Source organism: Streptomyces pseudoechinosporeus (assembly GCF_054783935.1).
In genome coordinates this window covers 240,154-261,707 of record NZ_BAAGPS010000003.1, presented here as the reverse complement: position 1 = coordinate 261,707, position 21,554 = coordinate 240,154, and the positions used below count along the sequence as shown (strand labels likewise).

The window sequence follows — 21,554 nt, the reverse complement described above, 5'->3', positions numbered from 1 at the left end:
TCTTGCTGGCTGACTGGCGAGTGCCCCCGGCAGGATTCGAACCTGCGCACACGGCTCCGGAGGCCGTTGCTCTATCCCCTGAGCTACGGGGGCGTGTCGGGCGCGGTTTGTGCGGCGACGGGTAGAACCCTACCAGCTCTTTCGGGGGCATCAGGAACCGGTTTTCGTGTGGGGAAACGGGTGGGGGCGCGGGCCCGCGGGCGGGGTGGAAGTGGGGAAAAGCCGGACGCGGGCGGGGGAGCGGACCTACTCTCGAGTTGTGCCAGGCGCGTCGGGTCGGGTGCTTGTTGTGGACGACAACAAGGTCATCCGGCAGTTGATCAGGGTCAACCTCGAGCTGGAGGGTTTCGAGGTCGTGACCGCGGCTGATGGTGCCGAGTGTCTGGATGTCGTTCATCACGTGCGGCCCGATGTCGTCACTCTGGACGTGGTGATGCCCCGGCTCGACGGGCTGCGGACCGCCGCCCGGCTCCGTGCCGATCCGCGGACCCGGAATCTGCCCCTCGCCGTCGTGAGCGCCTGTTCGCAGTACGAGGTCGAGGGCGGGCTCGATGTGGGGGTGGACGCCTTTCTGGCCAAGCCCTTTGAGCCTGCCGAACTCGTGCGGCTCGTACGGCAGTTGATGGAGCGGCGGGGCGGTGGAGCCTCCCTGGGTAGTCCGCTCGGGGCTACCGGAGCCACGGGCGGGACCGAGCGCGCGGAGCGTGCGGGGCGCGCCGGAGGTTGAGCGGTTGGGGGTGACGGTACGGCCCCGACAGTCGGCGCTCCATGGATCCGTGCGGCTTACCTCCACCCGGCCCCACTCATCCACGCGGAGCCGGCCCCCGTCCACATCCCGGACCCTCCCCAAATCGGCTCGCTCACCCACCCCCCTCCTCCCATACGCTTGTCCCCGTGACCCCCGTCGAGCTCTCCCGTACCGTCCTGCGCGCCGTGCGCCGCGCCGTGGACGCCGGTGAGCTCAGTGTGGCCGTGCCCGCGCGGGCCGTGGTGGCGTCGCCGGGGCCCGGGGGATGCGGTGACTACGCCACGAATGTCGCCCTGCAGCTGGCCCGGCCCGCCGGGCGTCCGCCACGTCATGTCGCCGAGATCCTGCGGCCGCTCATCACCGAGGCCGAGGGTGTCGCACGCGTCGAGATCACCGGGCCCGGCTTCCTCAACATCACCCTCGACGGGGGAGCGGAGGCCCTGGTCCGGGAGATCCTGCGGCGCGGCGTTCGTTATGGGTACGCCGAGGAACCGAGCGGGCGGATCGTGCAGTTGCACTACCCGTGCGAGGTGCGCGCCGCGGTCAGTGGGCAGGTGCTCGCCGGGATCCTCCGTACGCAGGGTGCCCTCGTCCGTACATCCTGCGAGGCCGAGCCGGCCCCCGCGTGGGCCGAGCCCCTCGGCGTGACCGTCGACGCCCACGACCGACCCGGCGCTCCCGCCCCCCTCGACGTGAACCTCCGGCCCGTACCGGCACCCGAGGACCCCACCCCCCTCGGCCGTGACGCCGCCCGCTGGGCCCTTCTCCACCCGGCCCTCCACGACAGGCCCCGGATCACCGCCGACCACCTCGTGCAGCGCGAGACCAACCCCCTCTTCAGGGTCCGTTACGCGCATGCCCGCGCCCGAGCCCTCAGCCGCAACGCCGCCGACCTCGGCTTCGACGGCGCCCCCGGCGACGTACACCCACAAAACCCCAACCATCCTTCAGTCCCCCTCCTCGCCGCCCTCGCCGATTACCCCGCCGCCCTCGCCACCGCAGCAACCCGCCGCGCCCCCGACCACCTGGCCCGCCACCTCGTCGTCATCGCCGACGCCCTCCTCCGTTACCAGGAAGTCACCCGCGTGCTCCCCCTCGGTGACGAGAAACCCTCGGCCGCCCACCGGGCCCGGCTGGCGCTTGCCGAAGCCGCCGGGACGGTGCTGGCCGGCGGCCTGTCCCTGCTCGGTATCGACGCACCCGAACACATCTGAGAGAGCCCAAGAGAAGTCATGAGCCGTTCCGCACACCCCGCCGGGCCCCGTCACGCCGATGTTCTGCCCGAGGGGCACTACACCGCTCCGCCCACCGACCTCAACGCCCTGGACTCGAAGGTCTGGGCGCAGACCGTCACCCGTACGCCCGACGGAGTCGTCAGCGTCGGCGGCATCGATGTGAAGAAGCTCGCCGAGGAGTTCGGCACCCCGGCGTACTTCATCGACGAGGCCGACTTCCGTGCGCGGGCGCGCGCCTGGCGCACCGCCTTCGGGGAGGACGCCGACGTCTTCTACGCCGGCAAGGCGTTCCTGTCGCGCGCCGTCGTGCGCTGGCTGTACGAGGAGGGACTCAACCTCGACGTCTGTTCCGGCGGCGAACTCACCACCGCCCTCTCCGCCGGCATGCCCGCCGACCGCATCGCCTTCCACGGCAACAACAAGTCCACCGAGGAAATCACCCAGGCCATCAGCAGCGGCGTAGGACGCATCGTCCTCGACTCCTTCCAGGAGATCGTCCGCGTCGCGCACATCGCCGAGTCGCTCGGCAAGCGGCAGCGCGTGCAGATCCGGGTGACGGTCGGCGTCGAGGCGCACACGCACGAGTTCATCGCCACGGCCCACGAGGACCAGAAGTTCGGCATCGGGCTCGCGGACGGACAGGCCGCCGAGGCCGTACGACGGGCCCTCGCCCTCGACGGGCTCGAACTCATCGGGATTCACAGCCACATCGGCTCGCAGATCTTCGACATGGCCGGTTTCGAGGTCGCCGCGCGCCGGGTGGTCAAGCTGCTCGCCGAGATCCGCGACGAGCACGGCGTCGAGCTGCCCGAGATCGACCTCGGCGGCGGCCTCGGCATCGCGTACACGAGTGAGGACGATCCGAGCGAGCCGCACGAGATCGCCAAGGCGCTGAACGAGATCGTCACGCGCGAGTGCGAGTCCGCGAAGCTCCGCACCCCCCGCATCTCCGTCGAGCCGGGGCGCGCCATCGTCGGCCCGACCGCCTTCACCCTGTACGAGGTCGGCACCATCAAGCCGCTCGACGGACTGCGTACGTACGTCTCCGTCGACGGCGGCATGTCGGACAACATTCGCACCGCGCTGTACGACGCCGAGTACAGCGTCGCCCTCGTCTCCCGGGTGAGCGAGGCCGAACCCATGCTCGTACGCGTCGTCGGCAAGCACTGCGAGAGCGGCGACATCGTCGTACGCGACGCCTTCCTGCCCGCCGATCTCGCGCCCGGCGACCTCATCGCCGTGCCGGCCACCGGGGCGTACTGCCGCTCCATGGCCAGCAACTACAACCACGCGCTGCGCCCGCCCGTCGTCGCGGTCCGGGACGGCGAGGCCCGGGTGATCGTCCGCCGGGAGACGGAGGAGGACCTGCTGCGCCTCGATGTCGGATGAGCCGCTGACGTACGAACACAGACGTACGACGGCAGCCAGCGGAAGATCTCCTGTGATCGGCCGCCGGAGAAATGAAATAGACATCTCACGATCCGGACGTGGCATAGAAAGTCCCGTCCGGTGAGTGAGACTGGATCCACCGTGACGGTAAGAGGAAACGAGGTCGGATGATGCGTACGCGTCCGCTGAAGGTGGCGCTGCTGGGCTGTGGGGTTGTCGGCTCAGAGGTGGCGCGCATCATGACGACGCACGCCGACGACCTCGCCGCCCGCATCGGTGCCCCCGTCGAGCTGGCGGGCGTCGCCGTCCGGCGGCCCGACAAGGTACGGGAGGGCATCCCGGCCGAGCTCATCACCACCGACGCCACCGCCCTCGTCAAACGCGGGGACATCGACGTGGTCGTCGAGGTCATCGGCGGTATCGAGCCCGCCCGCTCCCTCATCACCACCGCCTTCGAGCACGGCGCGTCGGTCGTCTCCGCGAACAAGGCGCTCCTCGCCCAGGACGGCGCCGGCCTGCACGCCATCGCCGAGGAGCAGAACAAGGACCTCTATTACGAGGCCGCCGTCGCCGGTGCCATCCCGCTGATCCGGCCGCTGCGCGAGTCCCTCGCCGGTGACAAGGTCAACCGCGTGCTCGGCATCGTCAACGGCACCACCAACTTCATCCTCGACAAGATGGATTCGACGGGCGCCGGCTACCAGGAGGCCCTCGACGAGGCCACCGCCCTCGGGTACGCCGAAGCCGACCCCACCGCCGACGTCGAAGGCTTCGACGCCGCCGCCAAGGCCGCGATCCTCGCCGGAATCGCCTTCCACACGCGCGTGCGGCTCGACGACGTGTACCGCGAGGGCATGACCGAGGTCACCGCCGCCGACTTCGCCTCGGCGAGGGGGATGGGCTGCACGATCAAGCTGCTCGCCATCTGCGAGCGGGCCGCCGACGGGGAGTCCGTCACCGCGCGTGTGCACCCCGCGATGATTCCGCTGACCCACCCGCTCGCCTCCGTGCGCGGCGCGTACAACGCCGTGTTCGTCGAGTCGGACGCCGCAGGGCAGCTCATGTTCTACGGCCCCGGCGCGGGCGGCTCCCCGACCGCCTCCGCGGTCCTCGGCGACCTCGTGGCCGTCTGCCGCAACCGGCTCAGCGGCGCCACCGGCCCCGGCGACTCCGCGTACACCCAGCTGCCCGTCTCGCCGATGGGCGAGGTCGTCACGCGCTACCACATCAGTCTCGATGTGGCGGACAAACCGGGTGTTCTCGCCCAGGTCGCGACCGTTTTCGCCGAGCACGGCGTATCGATCGATACGGTTCGCCAGCAAGGGAAAGACGGCGAGGCTTCTCTCGTCGTCGTCACCCACCACGCGTCCGACGCCTCCCTGAACGGGACCGTCGAGGCGCTGCGCAGCCTCGACACCGTGCGGGGTGTCGCCAGCATCATGCGGGTTGAAGGAGAGTAACCAGCAATGACCCACCAGTGGCGCGGAATCATCGAGGAGTACCGGGACCGGCTGCCGGTATCCGACAGCACGCCGGTCGTGACGCTCCGCGAGGGCGGCACGCCCCTCGTGCCCGCGCAGGTGCTCTCCGAGCGCACGGGCTGCGAGGTCCACCTCAAGGTGGAGGGCGCGAACCCGACGGGGTCCTTCAAGGACCGCGGCATGACCATGGCCATCACCCGGGCCAAGGAGGAGGGCGCGAAGGCCGTCATCTGCGCCTCCACGGGCAACACGTCCGCCTCGGCTGCCGCGTATGCCGTACGGGCCGGAATGGTCTCCGCCGTTCTCGTCCCGCAGGGCAAGATCGCGCTCGGCAAGATGGGCCAGGCGCTCGTGCACGGCGCGAAGATCCTCCAGGTCGACGGGAACTTCGACGACTGCCTCACGCTCGCGCGCAATCTGTCCGACAACTACCCTGTGGCGCTGGTGAATTCAGTCAATCCGGTGCGCATCGAGGGCCAGAAGACCGCAGCGTTCGAAATCGTGGACATGCTGGGTGACGCACCTGACATTCACGTCCTGCCGGTGGGCAACGCGGGCAATATCACGGCCTATTGGAAGGGGTACACGGAGTACGCGGCGGATGGGATCGCGAAGCAAACCCCTCGAATGTGGGGTTTCCAGGCCTCCGGTTCCGCCCCGATCGTGCGCGGGGAGGTCGTCAAGGATCCGTCGACCATCGCCACCGCGATCCGTATCGGCAACCCGGCCTCGTGGAAGTTCGCACTGGCCGCGCGGGACGAATCGGGCGGTTTCATCGATGAGGTGACGGACCGTGAGATTCTGCGCGCCTACCGGCTGTTGGCCTCCCAGGAGGGCGTCTTCGTCGAGCCCGCATCCGCCGCGTCCGTCGCCGGCCTGCTGAAGGCCGCCGAGCAGGGCAAGGTCGACCCGGGCCAGCGCATCGTCTGTACGGTGACCGGAAACGGCCTCAAGGACCCGGACTGGGCCGTCGCGGGCGCCCCGCAGCCCGTCACGGTCCCGGTGGACGCGGCAACGGCGGCGGAGCGTCTCGGTCTTGCGTAAGCATGGCGTCTCGGCTTCGCCTAACCTGTAACTCCTGACAGGGGGTGCACAAGGGGCTTACGAAACGCATCGTGCGCCTCCTGTGCGCCCTATGTCGCCACGGAACCTTCCTTCGATAAGCTGTACATAACCCGCCCGCCGCATATGCCGCGGTGCCGCGCCGTCTCTGCGGCCGCCGGGTCTTCCGTGATCTTCCGTTCGTCTCGCAGGATTTCGACACATCTCGACAATCTCGCAGCTCAAGCTCAAGGAGAGTCATCGAGCGATGGCCGGTCCAGCGTTCCGCGCCGCCGCCGTCCGGGTGCGCGTCCCCGCTACCAGCGCCAACCTCGGCCCGGGCTTCGACGCCCTCGGCCTGTCGCTGGGGCTCTACGACGACGTGGTCGTCCGGGTGGCCGACTCCGGCCTGGACATCGACATCGCAGGTGAGGGCAGCGAGACACTCCCGCGTGACGAGAGTCACCTCCTCGTACGTTCCCTCCGTACCGCCTTCGATCTGCTGGGCGGACAGCCGCGCGGACTCGAAATCGTCTGCGCGAACCGCATCCCGCACGGCCGCGGCCTCGGCTCCTCGTCCGCCGCGATCTGCGCGGGCATCGTCGCCGCGCGCGCCGTGACCATCGGCGGGGACGGGAAGCTCGACGACGAGGCGCTCCTCGAGCTCGCCACCGAGATCGAGGGCCACCCCGACAACGTCGCGGCCTGTCTGCTCGGCGGTTTCACGCTGGCCTGGATGGAGGGCGGCGCCGCACGCGCCATCAGGATGGATCCAGCCGATTCCATCGTTCCGGTGGTTTTCGTACCGGGGAAACCGGTGCTGACGGAGACCGCCCGCGGACTGCTGCCGCGCACTGTGCCGCACGTCGACGCCGCCACCAACGCGGGCCGCGCCGCACTGCTCGTAGAGGCCCTCACCAGGCGCCCCGGGCTGCTGCTGCCCGCCACCGAGGACCGACTGCACCAGGAGTACCGCGCTCCCGCCATGCCGGAGAGCGCCGCCCTGGTGGAGCGGCTGCGGGCCGACGGAGTCCCCGCCGTGATCTCCGGTGCGGGCCCCACCGTGCTCGCGCTGGCCGATGAAGCCACCGCCGACAAGGTCTCCCGCCTTGCCGGCGAGGGCTGGGCGGCCAACCGGCTGAGCCTCGATGCCCAGGGAGCGAGCGTGCTGCCGCTTGCCACCTGACACACGGTTGCCGGATTTGGAGAGGGGGAATGTTTGTTGGATCCGGTAGTGTTAATCTCAAGTCTGCACCCGACCCCACCATGGCGAGGTGCTTCGTGTCCCCGTCCGGGACAGACCTCTTTCCGGGAGCCTCCCAAACTGCTTTGTGTCACGCATTCGGTGCTTATGCGCTGAGCAGTCCTGAGCACGCTCCGGAACCGGCGTGACCGAGCCGATCGACACCGCACATCAGTGTCACGGCCCCGGAAACGTCATCCAGCAAATATTCCCTCCGCCTCTTTGGCGGACCACCGCCCCGGCGCGGTCCACATCACAGGACCAAAGCCGGACAGCACAACCGGTCGCCGAGCCAGACAGGCCGACGTCCGCTCCAGGGAAGGACCCTTCGTGAGCGACACCACCGATCTGATGGGCGCACGTGTCGAGGAGACCGCTGCCGCGCCCGCCACGGACGCCTCCGCCGCGCCTGCCACCGGTGCTTCGGGCTCCCGTCGGCGCCGCGGCAGTGGCCTTGAGGGCATGGTGCTGGCCGAGCTGCAACAGGTCGCATCCGGCCTCAACATCAGGGGCACCGCGCGGATGCGCAAGAGCCAGCTGATCGAGGTCATCAAGGAGGCGCAGGCGGGAGGGGGTGCCCCGGCGAAGACCGTCGAGGCAGCCACCGAGACCAAGCCGAAGCGCCGGGCCACCTCGAAGGCTCGTACGGGGGACGAATCCGCACCCCCTGCCGCCAAGTCCGCCGAGAAGAGCGAGAAGAAGGCGGACAAGGCCGAGAGCGCCGAAAAGGCCGTGGCCCAGCAGCAGATCGAGATCCCCGGTCAGCCGGCCAGTGACGAGGCTCCCGTCGAGCGCCGGCGTCGCCGGGCCATCGCCGACGCGGGCAGCCCCGAGACGGTCACCACTGAGGCGAAGAGCGAGCCGAAGGCCGAGACGCCCGCCCAGGCCCAGCCCCAGGGCGAGGCCAGGGCCGACGCCGGTGACCAGGGTGGCGACGGCCGCACTGGTGACCAGGGCGGCGAGGGCCGTCAGGGCCGCCGCGACCGCCGGGACCGTGACCGGGGCGACCGAGGCGGTCGGGACCGGGACCGCGGCCGCGGCAAGGGCGACGACCAGCAGGGCCAGGGCGGCGGCCAGCAGCAGCGCGGCCAGCAGCCGGGCGGCGGTCGGCAGGACCGCCAGGACCGTCAGCAGCAGGACGATGACGACTTCGAGGGCGGCCGTCGCGGCCGTCGCGGTCGCTACCGGGACCGCCGAGGCCGCCGTGGCCGCGACGAGATCGCCGAGCCGCAGGTCGCCGAGGACGACGTCCTGATCCCCGTCGCGGGCATCCTGGACATCCTCGACAACTACGCGTTCATCCGTACGTCCGGCTACCTGCCCGGTCCGAACGACGTGTACGTCTCCCTCGCCCAGGTCCGCAAGAACGGTCTGCGCAAGGGCGACCACGTCACCGGCGCGGTCCGGCAGCCGAAGGAGGGCGAGCGCCGCGAGAAGTTCAACGCGCTGGTTCGGCTCGACTCCGTCAACGGCATGGCGCCCGAACTCGGCCGTGGCCGCCCGGAGTTCAACAAGCTGACGCCGCTGTACCCGCAGGACCGGATCCGTCTGGAGACCGACCCGGCGGTGCTGACGACGCGGATCATCGACCTGGTCGCGCCGATCGGCAAGGGCCAGCGTGGTCTGATCGTGGCCCCGCCGAAGACCGGCAAGACCATGATCCTGCAGGCGATCGCCAACGCGATCACGGTCAACAGCCCCGAGTGCCACCTGATGGTCGTCCTGGTCGACGAGCGTCCGGAAGAGGTCACCGACATGCAGCGGTCGGTCAAGGGCGAGGTCATCTCCTCGACCTTCGACCGCCCGGCCGAGGACCACACCACGGTCGCGGAGCTGGCCATCGAGCGCGCCAAGCGCCTGGTGGAACTGGGCCACGACGTGGTCGTACTGCTCGACTCGATCACGCGTCTGGGCCGTGCGTACAACCTCGCCGCCCCCGCCTCCGGCCGCATCCTGTCCGGTGGTGTCGACTCGACCGCGCTGTACCCGCCGAAGCGCTTCTTCGGTGCCGCGCGCAACATCGAGGACGGCGGTTCGCTGACCATCCTGGCCACCGCGCTTGTCGAGACCGGCTCGCGCATGGACGAGGTGATCTTCGAGGAGTTCAAGGGCACCGGCAACATGGAGCTCAAGCTCGACCGGAAGCTCTCCGACAAGCGCATCTTCCCGGCGGTGGACGTGGACGCGTCCAGCACCCGTAAGGAAGAAATCCTGCTCGGCGGGGACGAGTTGGGCGTCGTCTGGAAGCTGCGCCGGGTGCTGCACGCCCTCGACCAGCAGCAGGCGATCGAGCTGCTCCTGGACAAGATGAAGCAGACGAAGTCGAACGGCGAGTTCCTGCTGCAGATCCAGAAGACGACGCCGATGCCCGGCAACGGCGACTGACGTCAGTTTTCCTGAGGGCCGCTCCCGTCACGCACGTGACGGGAGCGGCCCTTTGCGTTGCGCCTGTACGGCCATGAAGGGCGCCCGGCGAGACCTCTGCCGCGAGACCTTTGCCACACGTGTGAAGATCGCCACCCATCGTGAACGGGACGAAGAACTGGCCTGAAATCGCAGGTGAGCGGGCGGCCTTGGCTCTCCTTGGTCATGGCTTGCTCACATTCGCCCACAGGTTGGCCACAGTGCGTCGTGCAACCCTTTTTTCGGTTTCAACGTCTGACGTGACGGGTCGTGACATACCAGTCATGCCCGTCGCCCCATGCCTGGCCCTGCACACAGGGGGTAACCGACCGGACGAGGACTGAGGAGCACATGTCTGCCGAGAGCACGCCTGATTCCGGCACCCCGGAAGCCTCCGGCCACACCGGCCCGCGCCGTCGCGCCAAGGGCCGTCGCCGCAAGCCGCGCAGCACGCGCGGCAAGGCCCTCCTCGTCGTGGCCTGGGCTGCGGCGGGCATCGTGGTCCTGGGCGGCACCGGACTCGGCTACGTGTACTTCAAGCTCAACAGCAACCTCAACAGCGTCGACATCAACCAGGCCCTCGGCACCGACCGACCCCTGGACGTCGACAACGGCTCGCAGGACATCCTCGTACTCGGCTCCGACACCCGCTCCGGCAGCAACAAGGAGCTGGGCGGCGGCGCCGACGACGGTTCGGCCCGCTCGGACACGGCGATGATCGTGCACGTCTACAAGGGCCACAAGAAGGCCAGCGTGGTCTCCATACCCCGCGACACCCTCGTAGAGCGTCCCGAGTGCACCGACACCGAGGGCGACACGCACGAGGGTGCGTCCAGCGCGATGTTCAACTCCGCGTACTCCACCGGCGGCGCCGCCTGCGCGGTGAAGACCGTCGAGTCGATGACCGGCATTCGCATGGACCACTACATAGAGGTCGACTTCAGCGGCTTCCAGAAGCTCATCGACGAACTCGGCGGCGTCAAGGTCACCACGACCGAGGACATATCCGACCCCGACAGCCACCTGGACCTCAAGGCCGGCACCCACCAGCTCACCGGCGAGCAGGCCCTCGGCCTGGTCCGCACCCGGCACGGCGTCGGCGACGGCTCCGATCTCGGCCGCATCCAGCTCCAGCAGGCGTTCATCAAGGCGCTGGTCGAGCAGGTCAAGGAGATCGGCGTACTGACCAGCCCGAAGAAGCTGTGGGACCTCGCCGACACCGCGACCGAGACCGTCACCACCGACTCCGACCTCGACTCGGTCAACGACCTGGCCTCGTTCGCGGGCGGCCTCAAGGGCATCAGCTCCTCGAACATGACCATGGTGACCATGCCGGTCCAGTACGACCCGGCGGACGGCAACCGCGTCCTGGTCGCCAAGTCCAAGGCCGAGATGGTGTGGAAGGCGCTGAAGAACGACCGGCCCATCCCGAAGGCCGCCACCAAGGGAACGGCAACGGGCGACGCGAAGGGCGTCGTAGGCGCCCCATAGGGGCGCGGGGCTGTGTCTATTTGCGGCTCCGCCGCGGGGCGCGACCAGCCACAACGGGCCCGCAGGGAATACACAACCCCGCCCCCCTGTTTTGGGGGATGACGCCAGTCGATGGCAGACTGGTACGTCGGCCCCGGTTCACGCTCCGCAGCCCGCGGCAGCGACCCGGTGCCCTCCCGAAACTAGGAGACACCTTGAAGCGCGACATCCACCCCGAGTACGTCGAGACGCAGGTCAGCTGCACCTGCGGCGCGTCGTTCACCACCCGCAGCACGATCCAGAGCGGTTCCATCCGCGCTGAGGTCTGCTCCGAGTGCCACCCGTTCTACACGGGCAAGCAGAAGATCCTCGACACCGGTGGCCGTGTGGCCCGCTTCGAGGCCCGCTTCGGCAAGGCTGCCGCTGCCAAGAAGTAGCGACCTCACAGCGCCGGTCCTCGTTGTCCCCGCAAAGGGGACTTCGGGACCGGCGCTTTGCGATGGTGCAGCCCCTGTTTTTACGTACGTCATTGGAGCCGGAGATGTTCGAGGCGGTCGAGGAACTGATCGGCGAGCACGCCGATCTTGAGAAAAGGCTCGCCGACCCGTCGGTCCACGCGGACCAGGCGAACGCGCGCAAGCTCAACAAGCGCTACTTCGAGCTGACCCCCATCATCGCGACGTACCGCTCCTGGAAGCAGACCGGCGACGACATCGAGACGGCCCGCGAACTCGGCGCCGACGACCCGGAGTTCGCGGCCGAGGTCAAGGAGCTGGAGAAGCAGCGCGAGGAGCTCACCGAGAAGCTGCGGCTGCTGCTCGTCCCGCGTGACCCCAACGACGACAAGGACGTCATCCTCGAGATCAAGGCCGGCGCCGGAGGCGACGAGTCCGCGCTGTTCGCGGGTGACCTGCTGCGCATGTACCTGCGGTACGCGGAGCGCATCGGCTGGAAGGCCGAGATCATCGACGCCACCGAGTCCGAGCTCGGCGGCTACAAGGACGTCCAGGTCGCCGTGAAGACCAAGGGCGGCCAGGGTGCCACCGAGCCCGGCCAGGGTGTCTGGGCCCGCATGAAGTACGAGGGTGGGGTGCACCGCGTGCAGCGCGTGCCCTCGACCGAGTCCCAGGGCCGGATCCACACCTCCGCGGCCGGTGTCCTCGTGACCCCCGAGGCCGAGGAGATCGACGTCGAGATCAACCCCAACGACCTGCGGATCGACGTCTACCGCTCATCCGGCCCCGGCGGCCAGTCCGTCAACACCACCGACTCCGCGGTGCGCATCACGCACATTCCCACCGGAGTCGTCGCCTCCTGCCAGAACGAGAAGAGCCAGTTGCAGAACAAGGAGCAGGCGATGCGTATCCTGCGCTCCAGGCTCCTCGCGGCGGCCCAGGAGGAAGCGGAGAAGGAGGCGGCGGACGCCCGGCGCAGCCAGGTCCGTACCGTCGACCGCTCCGAGAAGATCCGAACGTACAACTATCCGGAGAACCGCATCTCGGACCACCGCGTCGGCTTCAAGGCGTACAACTTGGACCAGGTGCTCGACGGTGACCTCGACGCGGTGATCCAGGCCTGCGTGGACGCGGACTCGGCCGCGAAGCTCGCCGCCGCATAACGCCGCGCAACAGCGACAAGACAACAGCTCAGCCCGGAGGACCAGCGTGCAGCAACATTTTGGGGGGCGGCCCCCGAACCCCCGCAGCGTGCTGCTCGCGGAAGTGGCCCAGGCCACCCAGCGGCTTGCCGATGCCGGCGTGCCCTCGCCGCGCAATGACGCGGAGGAGCTCGCCGCCTTCGTGCACGGCGTGAAGCGGGGCGAGCTGCACTCGGTCAAGGACGCCGACTTCGACGCCCGCTACTGGGAGGTCATCGCCCGCCGCGAGGCCCGCGAGCCGCTTCAGCACATCACTGGGCGGGCCTTCTTCCGTTATACGGAACTCCAGGTCGGGCCAGGGGTGTTCGTGCCGCGTCCGGAGACCGAGTCCGTCGTCGGCTGGGCCATAGACGCCGTACGCGCGATGGATGTCGTCGAGCCGCTCATCGTCGACCTGTGCACGGGCTCCGGGGCGATCGCGCTCGCGATGGCGCAGGAGGTGCCGCGCTCCCGCGTACACGCCGTGGAGCTGTCCGAGGACGCGCTCCAGTGGACGCGTAAGAACGTCGAGGGGTCCAGGGTCGAGCTGCGCCAGGGAGACGCCCGGGACGCCTTCCGCGACCTCGACGGCCAGGTGGACCTCGTCATCTCCAACCCGCCGTACATCCCGCTCACCGAATGGGAGTACGTGCAGCCCGAGGCCCGGGACTACGATCCTCAACTCGCCCTGTTCTCAGGGGAGGACGGACTCGATCTCATCCGCGGCCTGGAGCGCACCGCGCACCGGCTGCTGCGGCCCGGCGGTGTCGTCGTCATCGAGCACGCCGACACCCAGGGCGGGCAGGTGCCGTGGATCTTCACCGAAGAGCGGGGCTGGGCCGACGCCGCTGACCACCCCGACCTCAACAACCGGCCGCGGTTCGCCACGGCCCGCAGGGCGATGCCGTGAACTCGGCGCGCGGCATTGCGTTCGGCACGCCTTGTTCGAAGACTTCAAGCCAGCAGTACGTGTACGAGGAGGCTCGCTAAATGGCACGGCGATACGACACCAACGACGCGACCGACCGCTCTACGGGTCTGCGCGAAGCCGCGTCCGCCGTACGCCGGGGCGAGCTCGTCGTGCTCCCCACCGACACCGTGTACGGCATCGGCGCCGACGCGTTCAGCTCGGAGGCCGTGTCCGATCTGCTGGAGGCCAAGGGCCGTGGGCGCAACATGCCCACGCCTGTCCTCATCGGCTCCCCGAACACGCTGCACGGCCTCGTCACGGACTTCTCCGAGATGGCGTGGGAGCTCGTCGACGCGTTCTGGCCGGGCGCGCTGACCCTGGTCGCCAAGCATCAGCCGTCCCTCCAGTGGGACTTGGGGGACACCCGTGGCACCGTCGCCGTGCGCATGCCGCTGCACCCGGTGGCGATCGAGCTGCTGACGGAGGTCGGCCCCATGGCCGTGTCCTCCGCGAACCTGACCGGCCATCCGGCGCCGGAGGACTGCGACGCCGCGCAGGAGATGCTCGGCGACTCCGTCTCGGTCTACCTGGACGGCGGGCCCACCCCCGGCAACGTCCCCTCCTCCATCGTCGACGTCACCGGCAAGGTGCCGGTCCTGCTGCGCGCGGGCGCGCTGTCGGCGGAGGAACTGCGCAAGGTGGTACCCGACCTCGAGGTGGCGAATTGACGGCCCCTGACGCGGGGCGTGGCATAGGCAACGGGGACGATACGGGGACCTTCACAGGGCTACCCCGGGACACCTTCCGCATCCTCCACGTCAGCACCGGCAACGTATGCCGCTCGCCGATCACCGAGCGGCTGACCCGCCATGCCCTGGCGGACCGCCTCGGCGATCCGCTGTGGGGCGGCCTGATCGTGGAGAGCGCCGGCACCTGGGGCCACGAGGGCGCTCCCATGGAGGCCAACGCGGAGGCGGTCCTCGCCGACTTCGGCGCGGATGCCTCCGGCTTCGTGGGCCGGGAGCTGCTGGACGAACACGTCATCAGAGCGGACCTGGTCCTGACGGCCACCCGCGACCACCGGGCCCAGGTCATCTCCATGGGTCACTCGGCGGGCCTGCGCACCTTCACCCTCAAGGAGTTCACCCGCCTGGTGAAGGCCATAGACCCGGCGACCCTGCCTCCCTTGGAGGACGGTGTGGTCGCGCGCGCACGGGCCCTGGTCCGCGCCGCGGCGGCTCTACGCGGGTGGCTCCTGGCCCCGACGGTGGAGGCGGACGAGGTGTACGACCCGTACGGGGCACCGTTGCCGTTCTTCCGCTCGGTGGGGGACGAGATACAGCAGGCGATCGATCCGGTGGTGACCGCGCTGACGGGCGTACCGGCCCGCACTTGACCTGGTAGCGGGACGACCTCCGACGGACGGCCCGTCGCGGAGCGACTGATGTCACAGCGGCGCAGCGGCTCGATGCCTGGGAGGCCCGCCAGGGCCGAGCAGTGCGAGAGGCGCGTGGAAGGAGGTGCCCGGCCCGCACCTGACCGCCGACCGGTGCACCGGCTCGGGCGTATCAGCGGGCGCAGTAGGGGACGCGGTTCTACATTGGACTTACTTTCCGCCGATATCAGGCCGCCCCGCAGGGGGTTGCCGGTCCGGAGTCCACCATGGTGGTCGCACACACGCTTGACGCACTGCTGCCTGCCGATGTGCTCGGCCGGCAGGATCCCGAGCTGGCCGAGATCCTCCTCGGGGAACTGGACCGGCAGTCGACGACGCTTCAGCTGATCGCCGCCGAGAACTTCACTTCTCCCGCCGTGCTGGCCGCCCTCGGCTCACCGCTCGCGAACAAGTACGCCGAGGGATATCCCGGCGCCCGGCACCACGGCGGATGCGAACTCGTCGACGTGGCCGAACGCCTCGCCGTCGAGCGCGCCAAGGTCCTCTTCGGCGCCGAGCACGCCAACGTGCAGTCCCACTCCGGGTCTTCGGCCGTACTCGCCGCATACGCCGCCCTGCTGAGGCCTGGAGATACCGTCCTCGCCCTTGGCCTCCCGCACGGCGGCCACCTCACCCACGGCTCGCCCGCCAACTTCTCCGGCCGCTGGTTCGACTTCGTCGGCTACGGCGTCGACCCGGAGAGCGGCCTCATCGACTACGAACAGGTGCGTGCGCTCGCCCGGACCCACCGCCCGAAAGCCGTCGTGTGCGGCTCCATCTCCTACCCGCGGCACATCGACTACGCCGCCTTCAGGGACGTGGCGGACGAGGTGGGCGCCTATCTCATCGCCGACGCCGCCCACCCCATCGGCCTCGTCGCCGGGGGAGCGGCGCCGAACCCCGTGCCGTACGCCGATGTCGTCTGCGCCACCACGCACAAGGTGCTGCGCGGACCGCGCGGCGGCATGCTGCTGTGCGGCACGGAGCTGGCCGAGCGCGTCGACCGGGCCGTCTTCCCCTTCACCCAGGGCGGCGCCCAGATGCACACGATCGCCGCCAAGGCCGTCGCGTTCGGCGAGGCGGCGACGCCGGCCTTCGCGGCGTACGCCCATCAGGTGGTCGCCAACGCGCGGGCGCTCGCACAGGGGCTGGACGCCGAGGGCCTCGCCGTCACCACGGGCGGCACCGACACCCACCTGCTGACCTTCGACCCGGCCCCGTTCGGCGTGGACGGCCGCACCGCCCGCGGCCGGCTTGCCGCCGCCGGTCTGATCCTCGACACCTGCGCGCTGCCCCACCCGGACGTGCGCGGACTGCGCCTGGGCACGGCCGCCGTCACCACCCAGGGCATGGGCGAGGCGGAGATGGCCCGGATCGCGGTACTGCTCGGCCGGGCGCTGCGCGAGGAACCGGCCGCCCGGCAGGTGCGTGAAGAAGTGCGGGAGCTGACCGGAAGATTTCCGCCGTATCCGGACTAGAGCTGGGTATGCGCGAACTCGTACACAGCCACGCGTGCAACCATCGGCTCTACCCGGAAGTCCCCAACCGTATGCGCTGAAAGCTAGGGTGTGGGGCTGAGATGGCCAGCGAGACCTGTGGGGAAGCCTGTGCGTGAATACCTCCTGACGCTCCTCGTCACGGCCGCGGTGACGTACCTGCTGACCGGGCCGGTGCGGAAGTTCGCGATCGTGGCCGGGGCCATGCCGGAGATCCGGGCACGTGACGTGCACCGGGAACCCACGCCGCGGCTCGGCGGGATCGCGATGTTCTTCGGACTGTGCGCAGGCCTGCTGGTCGCCGACCATCTGACGAACCTCAGCAAGGTTTTCGAGAACTCCAACGAACCCAGGGCCCTGCTCTCCGGTGCTGCGCTGATCTGGCTGATCGGCGTCCTGGACGACAAGTTCGAGCTCGACGCCCTGATCAAGCTCGGCGGCCAGATGATCGCCGCCGGTGTCATGGTGATGCAGGGTCTGACGATTCTGTGGCTGCCGGTGCCGAGCGTCGGCTCGGTCTCGCTGACCCAGTGGCAGGGCACGCTGTTGACCGTCGCGCTCGTCGTCATCACCATCAACGCCGTGAACTTCGTCGACGGCCTCGACGGTCTCGCCGCCGGCATGGTGTGCATCGCGGCTGCGGCGTTCTTCATGTACGCGTACCGCATCTGGGTGGGCTACGGGCTGGAGTCCGCCGCCCCCGCGACCCTTTTCTCCGCGATCCTCATCGGCATGTGCCTCGGCTTCCTGCCGCACAACATGCACCCGGCGCGCATCTTCATGGGCGACTCGGGCTCGATGCTCATCGGCCTCGTACTCGCGGCCGGCGCCATCTCCATCACCGGGCAGGTCGACCCCGACGCGATGAACCTCTTCGCCGGGTCCGAGAAGGAGGCCGTGCACCAGACAGTGCCCGTCTACATCCCGCTGCTGCTGCCGCTGACGATCATCGCCGTACCGGCCGCCGACCTGGTGCTCGCCATCGTGCGGCGCACCTGGCGCGGACAGTCCCCGTTCGCCGCCGACCGCGGCCATCTGCACCACCGCCTGCTGGACATCGGGCACTCGCACAGCCGGGCCGTGCTCATCATGTACTTCTGGTCGGCACTGGTCGCCTTCGGAGCCCTCGCGTACTCGGTGAACTCGGCGTCCATGTGGATCGTGCTCGGCATCGTGTTCCTCAGCGCGGTGGGTCTGCTCCTGCTCCTGCTGCCGCGGTTCACACCGCGTACGCCGGCCTGGGCCGAGCGCTTCGTGCCGCCGCGCTACCGTCGCCGTGGCCGACTCGCGGAGGAGGTGGCCGGGGAGGCCGTGCAGGGGGCGCCTGCGGTCGCATACGCGGGTGGCGCGTCCGGCGAGCTCAGTGAGGCTATTGAGCCCAATGAGACCGGTGAGGAACGTCGCACTCCGGTCGCCGCGGGCGTCTCAGGGGTCAACGGGGCGACGGCTGTCGGCCGTCGTCCGCGCGTGCTGGACCGACGCAAGGCCGGATCGTCCCACTGACGCTTTCACAAACCGCCCCTATAACAGACAAATTCGGCTGCCTGGGTGCACAGACGGGCAGGTTCACTCTCATGTGTGACGCCGAGCACACCGAGCAGGTAAAGACCTCATCAAATAGTTTGTGATACGGTTCACGAGACTCGGGGATGAGCCGAAGGGCCGCAGTGCGACGGCCCATTGGCGTGAGGTTCCCTCCCCACCCGGGACTACGCTCGTCCATGACGACACCCTGCCCCCTTAGCAAGCGGAGCTGCCGCCATGCCGTCCAATGACGCCCGGATTCTCCTTCAGGCCGCCGTGCCCACGGCTGTCGTCGGCGCTATTGCCGCCGTCGTCAGTGGGGTGGTCGCCGGTGGCGAGGGAGCGGTCGGGGCGGTCGTCGCGACGCTGGTCGTGATCCTCTTCATGGGAATCGGCCTGTACGTTCTGCAACGCACTGCCAAATCGCTTCCGCACCTGTTCCAGGCCATGGGTCTGATGCTCTATACGGCACAGATTCTGCTGCTGTTCATGTTCGTCGCCGCGTTCAAGGACACGACGCTGTTCAACCCCAAGGCCTTTGCGTTCACGCTGATCGCCGCCACGCTCGCGTGGATCGGCTGCCAGGCCCTTGCCCAGATGAAGGCCAAGATCCTCTACGTCGAACCCGACTCCTCGAAGGGCGACAAGCCCGAAAAGACGGGCCACTCGTCGTGAGGGGTAGGGCCGGGATAAGCGCACGTAAGACATCCTGCTATCGTCCGGTGCCAACTGCGGCATCGCGGGCGCGGGCATCCGAGCTGACGCCTGCTCTAGCGCGAGGCTCGATGCCCCACAGCCGCCCCCACATCCGTAACACCAGTCCAGTGCCGAACCGCGGCTGCGCGCCGCGCCGACACAACGAGGTTGCCGTACCTATGCGTCACGCCGAAGGAGCCCGTGGTGAGTGCTGACCAGACCCAGCTCGCCTTTGACTGGAGCTGTCGGATCATGTCCGACAACGGCTGCGGCTTCCCGGCTCCGGGCCTGCACTCGTTCCTCTTCAAGCCGCTCGCCACGGTCGGGGGGTTCGAGTTCAACAAGGTGATGCTGCTCGCCCTCATCACCACCGGCCTCGTCATCACCTTCTTCTACGCGGCTTTCGGCAAGGCCAAGGTGGTCCCGGGCAAGCTGCAGATGGTTGGCGAGGCCGGGTACGACTTCGTGCGCCGCAGCATCGTGTACGAGACCCTCGGCAAGAAGGAGGGCGAGAAGTACGTCCCCTTGATGGTCTCGCTGTTCTTCTTCATCTGGATCATGAACATCTGGTCCGTGATCCCGCTGGCCCAGTTCCCGGTCTCGTCGATCATCGCGTTCCCGATGGTGTTGGCCGCCATCGTCTGGATCGTCTGGGTCTCGCTGACGTTCAAGCGCCACGGCTTCGTCGGCTTCTTCAAGAACGTCACCGGCTACGACAAGTCGCTGGGCGCGGTTCTGCCGCTCGTGATGGTCATCGAGTTCTTCTCGAACCTGCTGGTGCGACCGTTCACGCACGCTGTCCGACTCTTCGCCAACATGTTCGCCGGCCACCTGATGCTGGTGATGTTCACCGTTGCCTCCTGGTACCTGCTGAACAGCTGGATGATCCCGGCGGCCGGTGTCTCCTTCGTCATGACCATGGTCATGATCCTCTTCGAGCTCTTCGTGCAGGCTGTCCAGGCGTACGTCTTCGTGCTGCTGGCCTGCTCGTACATCCAGGGCGCTCTGGCCGAGCACCACTGAGCCGCACCGCCCCAAGCCCCCAGAACGTCCGGTGGCCAACCCCCGCCGGTCCATGAAAGAGAAAGAAGAATCAGCATGGCTGCCCTTGAGACCCTCGCCGCTATCGAAGGCAACATCGGTTCCGTCGGCTATGGCCTCGCCGCCATCGGCCCCGGCGTCGGCGTCGGCATCATCTTCGGTAACGGCACCCAGGCCCTCGCCCGCCAGCCCGAGGCGGCCGGCCTGATCCGCGCCAACCAGATCCTCGGCTTCGCCTTCTGTGAGGCGCTTGCCCTCATCGGCATCGTCATGCCGTTCGTCTACAACTGACGAACCTTGACGAGCAAAACCTTTCGACGAGAGGCACTGATGTGATCGCCAACCTGGTACAGCTGGCGGCCGAGGAGGAGCAGAACCCGCTCATCCCGCCGGGTCCCGAGCTGCTCGTCGGCACCATCGCCTTCGCCATCGTGTTCTTCTTCTTCTGGAAGAAGCTCCTCCCGAACATCAACAAGGTTCTGGAAGAGCGCCGCGCGGCGATCGAAGGCGGCATCGAAGAGGCCGACGCCATGAAGACCGAGGCCCAGAGCGTGCTGGAGCAGTACAAGGCCCAGCTCCAAGAGGCCCGGCACGAGGCTGCGCGGCTGCGCCAGGAGGCGCAGGAGCAGGGCGCCGCGCTCATCGCCGAGATGCGTGCGGAAGGCCAGCGGCAGCGTGAGGAGATCGTCGCCGCCGGTCACACGCAGATCGAGGCCGACCGCAAGGCCGCTGCCTCCGCGCTGCGTCAGGACGTGGGCAAGCTCGCCACCGACCTGGCCGGCAAGCTCGTAGGCGAGTCCCTCGAGGACCACGCCCGGCAGAGCCGCACCATCGACCGCTTCCTCGACGAGCTCGAGGAGAAGGCCGAGGCGGCTCGATGACAGCGCACGGAGCGAGCCGCGAGGCAACCGCTGCCGCACGTGAGCGTCTCGACGCGCTGACGGACAACACGTCCGTGGACGCACTCGCGCTCGCCGACGAGCTGGCCGCCGTCACCGCGCTGCTCGACCGCGAGATCAGCCTGCGTCGGGTCCTCACCGACCCGGCTCAGCCCGGCGAGGCGAAGGCCGAGCTGGCCGGCCGGCTGTTCGGCGGCCAGGTCGGCGGGACCACCGTCGACCTAGTGTCCGGCATGGTGCGCTCCCGCTGGTCGCAGCCGCGCAACCTGGTGGACGCGATCGAGGAGCTGGCCAACACGGCCGACCTCACCGCGGCCCAGCAGGCGGGCACGCTCGACGAGGTGGAGGACGAGCTGTTCCGGTTCGGCCGGATCGTCTCCTCCAACACCGAGCTGCGTGCCGCGCTGACGAACCGCGCCGCCGGCACCGCCGCCAAGACCGAGCTGCTGCGCAGCCTGCTCGGCGGCCGGGCCAAGGCCGGAACCGAGCGGTTGGTCACGCGCCTTGTGACCGCGCCGCGGGGACGTAGCCTGGAGGCGGGACTCGAGTCCCTGTCCAAGCTCGCTGCCGAGCGCCGAGACCGCATGGTCGCCGTCGTCACCTCGGCGGTCCCGCTGAGCGACCCGCAGAAGCAGCGCCTGGGTGCCGCCCTCGCGAAGCTCTACGGGCGTCCGATGCACCTCAATCTCGACGTCGACCCCGAGGTCGTCGGAGGGATCCGGGTGCAGGTGGGCGACGAGGTCATCAACGGCTCCATCGCGGACCGGCTCGAGGACGCCAGTCGCCGCATGGCGGGCTGACAGCAACTCAATACACGTACGAAGACAGGCAGTACTACGGCCCTGGTTGGGCCGTGCAGAGGATTCCTGGGGGTCGCCCCCAGACCCCCAAGTTGAAACTTCGGGCC

The 21,554-nt window shown here is 69.0% G+C and carries 20 protein-coding genes and 1 tRNA gene; 20 read left to right on the top strand and 1 reads right to left on the bottom strand.

Translation table 11 applies throughout. The annotated features are described in order from the left end of the window. Nucleotides 1-21: 21 nt before the first annotated feature. Nucleotides 22-93: transfer RNA gene (locus ACYVO6_RS04595), tRNA-Arg, on the bottom strand. 118 nt (nucleotides 94-211) lie between these two features. Here ACYVO6_RS04595 and ACYVO6_RS04590 point away from each other — a divergent pair. The 20 genes from ACYVO6_RS04590 (at nucleotide 212) to ACYVO6_RS04495 (ending at nucleotide 21,447) form a co-directional block, all read left to right on the top strand. Then, nucleotides 212-727 carry a response regulator gene (locus tag ACYVO6_RS04590; RefSeq protein ID WP_461057473.1) on the top strand — a complete coding sequence of 172 codons (516 nt, stop codon included), beginning with the start codon at nucleotides 212-214 and terminating at the stop codon, nucleotides 725-727. 167 nt (nucleotides 728-894) lie between these two features. Further along, nucleotides 895-1,962 (top strand): ArgS-related anticodon-binding protein NrtL, encoded by a 1,068-nt coding sequence (gene nrtL / locus ACYVO6_RS04585; RefSeq protein WP_461057471.1) that lies wholly within the window; start codon nucleotides 895-897, stop codon nucleotides 1,960-1,962. Nucleotides 1,963-1,980: 18 nt separating this feature from the next. Then, nucleotides 1,981-3,372 carry a diaminopimelate decarboxylase gene (lysA, locus tag ACYVO6_RS04580; RefSeq protein ID WP_461057469.1) on the top strand — a complete coding sequence of 464 codons (1,392 nt, stop codon included), beginning with the start codon at nucleotides 1,981-1,983 and terminating at the stop codon, nucleotides 3,370-3,372. A gap of 167 nt (nucleotides 3,373-3,539) precedes the next feature. Then, the gene (locus ACYVO6_RS04575) at nucleotides 3,540-4,832 is read left to right on the top strand and encodes a homoserine dehydrogenase (protein WP_461057467.1); all 1,293 of its coding nucleotides are present in this window, start codon (nucleotides 3,540-3,542) and stop codon (nucleotides 4,830-4,832) included. Nucleotides 4,833-4,838: 6 nt separating this feature from the next. Then, nucleotides 4,839-5,897, top strand: coding sequence for a threonine synthase (thrC, locus tag ACYVO6_RS04570; protein ID WP_033323848.1), 1,059 nt, complete (start codon nucleotides 4,839-4,841; stop codon nucleotides 5,895-5,897). A 265-nt stretch (nucleotides 5,898-6,162) separates the two neighbouring features. Next, nucleotides 6,163-7,080, top strand: a complete 918-nt coding sequence (gene thrB / locus ACYVO6_RS04565; RefSeq protein ID WP_461057465.1) for a homoserine kinase — start codon at nucleotides 6,163-6,165, stop codon at nucleotides 7,078-7,080. 387 nt (nucleotides 7,081-7,467) lie between these two features. Continuing rightward, a complete protein-coding gene (gene rho, locus ACYVO6_RS04560) occupies nucleotides 7,468-9,522 on the top strand; it encodes a transcription termination factor Rho (RefSeq protein WP_461057463.1) in 2,055 nt (684 codons plus the stop codon). Nucleotides 9,523-9,891: 369 nt separating this feature from the next. Then, nucleotides 9,892-11,031, top strand: coding sequence for an LCP family protein (locus tag ACYVO6_RS04555; RefSeq protein WP_461057461.1), 1,140 nt, complete (start codon nucleotides 9,892-9,894; stop codon nucleotides 11,029-11,031). A gap of 194 nt (nucleotides 11,032-11,225) precedes the next feature. Beyond that, complete coding sequence (gene rpmE, locus ACYVO6_RS04550) at nucleotides 11,226-11,447, top strand: 50S ribosomal protein L31 (RefSeq protein WP_151478101.1); 222 nt, start codon at nucleotides 11,226-11,228, stop codon at nucleotides 11,445-11,447. 104 nt (nucleotides 11,448-11,551) lie between these two features. Then, on the top strand, nucleotides 11,552-12,628 hold the full coding sequence (gene prfA / locus ACYVO6_RS04545) for a peptide chain release factor 1 (protein WP_461057459.1): 1,077 nt from the start codon (nucleotides 11,552-11,554) through the stop codon (nucleotides 12,626-12,628). A gap of 88 nt (nucleotides 12,629-12,716) precedes the next feature. Then, nucleotides 12,717-13,556, top strand: a complete 840-nt coding sequence (prmC, locus tag ACYVO6_RS04540) for a peptide chain release factor N(5)-glutamine methyltransferase (RefSeq protein WP_461057457.1) — start codon at nucleotides 12,717-12,719, stop codon at nucleotides 13,554-13,556. Between the two features lie 80 nt (nucleotides 13,557-13,636). Beyond that, the gene (locus ACYVO6_RS04535) at nucleotides 13,637-14,284 is read left to right on the top strand and encodes an L-threonylcarbamoyladenylate synthase (protein ID WP_386354011.1); all 648 of its coding nucleotides are present in this window, start codon (nucleotides 13,637-13,639) and stop codon (nucleotides 14,282-14,284) included. Beyond that, a complete protein-coding gene (locus ACYVO6_RS04530; RefSeq protein ID WP_033323856.1) occupies nucleotides 14,281-14,952 on the top strand; it encodes an arsenate reductase/protein-tyrosine-phosphatase family protein in 672 nt (223 codons plus the stop codon). The genes ACYVO6_RS04535 and ACYVO6_RS04530 overlap by 4 nt, the downstream gene beginning before the upstream one ends. A gap of 266 nt (nucleotides 14,953-15,218) precedes the next feature. Further along, nucleotides 15,219-16,469: a serine hydroxymethyltransferase gene (locus ACYVO6_RS04525; protein WP_461057454.1), complete on the top strand. Its 1,251-nt coding sequence runs from the start codon at nucleotides 15,219-15,221 to the stop codon at nucleotides 16,467-16,469. 129 nt (nucleotides 16,470-16,598) lie between these two features. Then, entirely contained in the window at nucleotides 16,599-17,990 is a 1,392-nt protein-coding gene (locus ACYVO6_RS04520; RefSeq protein ID WP_461057451.1) for an MraY family glycosyltransferase, read from the top strand. Between the two features lie 258 nt (nucleotides 17,991-18,248). Further along, complete coding sequence (locus ACYVO6_RS04515) at nucleotides 18,249-18,686, top strand: hypothetical protein (RefSeq protein WP_461057449.1); 438 nt, start codon at nucleotides 18,249-18,251, stop codon at nucleotides 18,684-18,686. 273 nt (nucleotides 18,687-18,959) lie between these two features. Then, a complete protein-coding gene (atpB, locus tag ACYVO6_RS04510) occupies nucleotides 18,960-19,730 on the top strand; it encodes a F0F1 ATP synthase subunit A (RefSeq protein ID WP_461057498.1) in 771 nt (256 codons plus the stop codon). Between the two features lie 75 nt (nucleotides 19,731-19,805). Beyond that, nucleotides 19,806-20,039, top strand: a complete 234-nt coding sequence (gene atpE / locus ACYVO6_RS04505; RefSeq protein ID WP_461057447.1) for an ATP synthase F0 subunit C — start codon at nucleotides 19,806-19,808, stop codon at nucleotides 20,037-20,039. A 41-nt stretch (nucleotides 20,040-20,080) separates the two neighbouring features. After that, nucleotides 20,081-20,629, top strand: coding sequence for a F0F1 ATP synthase subunit B (locus ACYVO6_RS04500; protein ID WP_461057445.1), 549 nt, complete (start codon nucleotides 20,081-20,083; stop codon nucleotides 20,627-20,629). Continuing rightward, entirely contained in the window at nucleotides 20,626-21,447 is an 822-nt protein-coding gene (locus tag ACYVO6_RS04495) for a F0F1 ATP synthase subunit delta (RefSeq protein WP_461057443.1), read from the top strand. Before ACYVO6_RS04500 ends, ACYVO6_RS04495 begins: the two co-directional genes overlap by 4 nt. Nucleotides 21,448-21,554: the final 107 nt, after the last annotated feature.

Coding starts and splice junctions, on each gene's coding strand:
- lysA (WP_461057469.1), top strand. CDS start 1,981: ATGAGCCGTTCCGCACACCCCGCCGGGCCCCGTCACGCCGATGTTCTG.
- ACYVO6_RS04575 (WP_461057467.1), top strand. CDS start 3,540: ATGATGCGTACGCGTCCGCTGAAGGTGGCGCTGCTGGGCTGTGGGGTT.
- thrC (WP_033323848.1), top strand. CDS start 4,839: ATGACCCACCAGTGGCGCGGAATCATCGAGGAGTACCGGGACCGGCTG.
- thrB (WP_461057465.1), top strand. CDS start 6,163: ATGGCCGGTCCAGCGTTCCGCGCCGCCGCCGTCCGGGTGCGCGTCCCC.
- ACYVO6_RS04555 (WP_461057461.1), top strand. CDS start 9,892: ATGTCTGCCGAGAGCACGCCTGATTCCGGCACCCCGGAAGCCTCCGGC.
- prfA (WP_461057459.1), top strand. CDS start 11,552: ATGTTCGAGGCGGTCGAGGAACTGATCGGCGAGCACGCCGATCTTGAG.
- ACYVO6_RS04535 (WP_386354011.1), top strand. CDS start 13,637: ATGGCACGGCGATACGACACCAACGACGCGACCGACCGCTCTACGGGT.
- ACYVO6_RS04525 (WP_461057454.1), top strand. CDS start 15,219: ATGGTGGTCGCACACACGCTTGACGCACTGCTGCCTGCCGATGTGCTC.
- ACYVO6_RS04515 (WP_461057449.1), top strand. CDS start 18,249: ATGCCGTCCAATGACGCCCGGATTCTCCTTCAGGCCGCCGTGCCCACG.
- atpB (WP_461057498.1), top strand. CDS start 18,960: ATGTCCGACAACGGCTGCGGCTTCCCGGCTCCGGGCCTGCACTCGTTC.
- atpE (WP_461057447.1), top strand. CDS start 19,806: ATGGCTGCCCTTGAGACCCTCGCCGCTATCGAAGGCAACATCGGTTCC.
- ACYVO6_RS04495 (WP_461057443.1), top strand. CDS start 20,626: ATGACAGCGCACGGAGCGAGCCGCGAGGCAACCGCTGCCGCACGTGAG.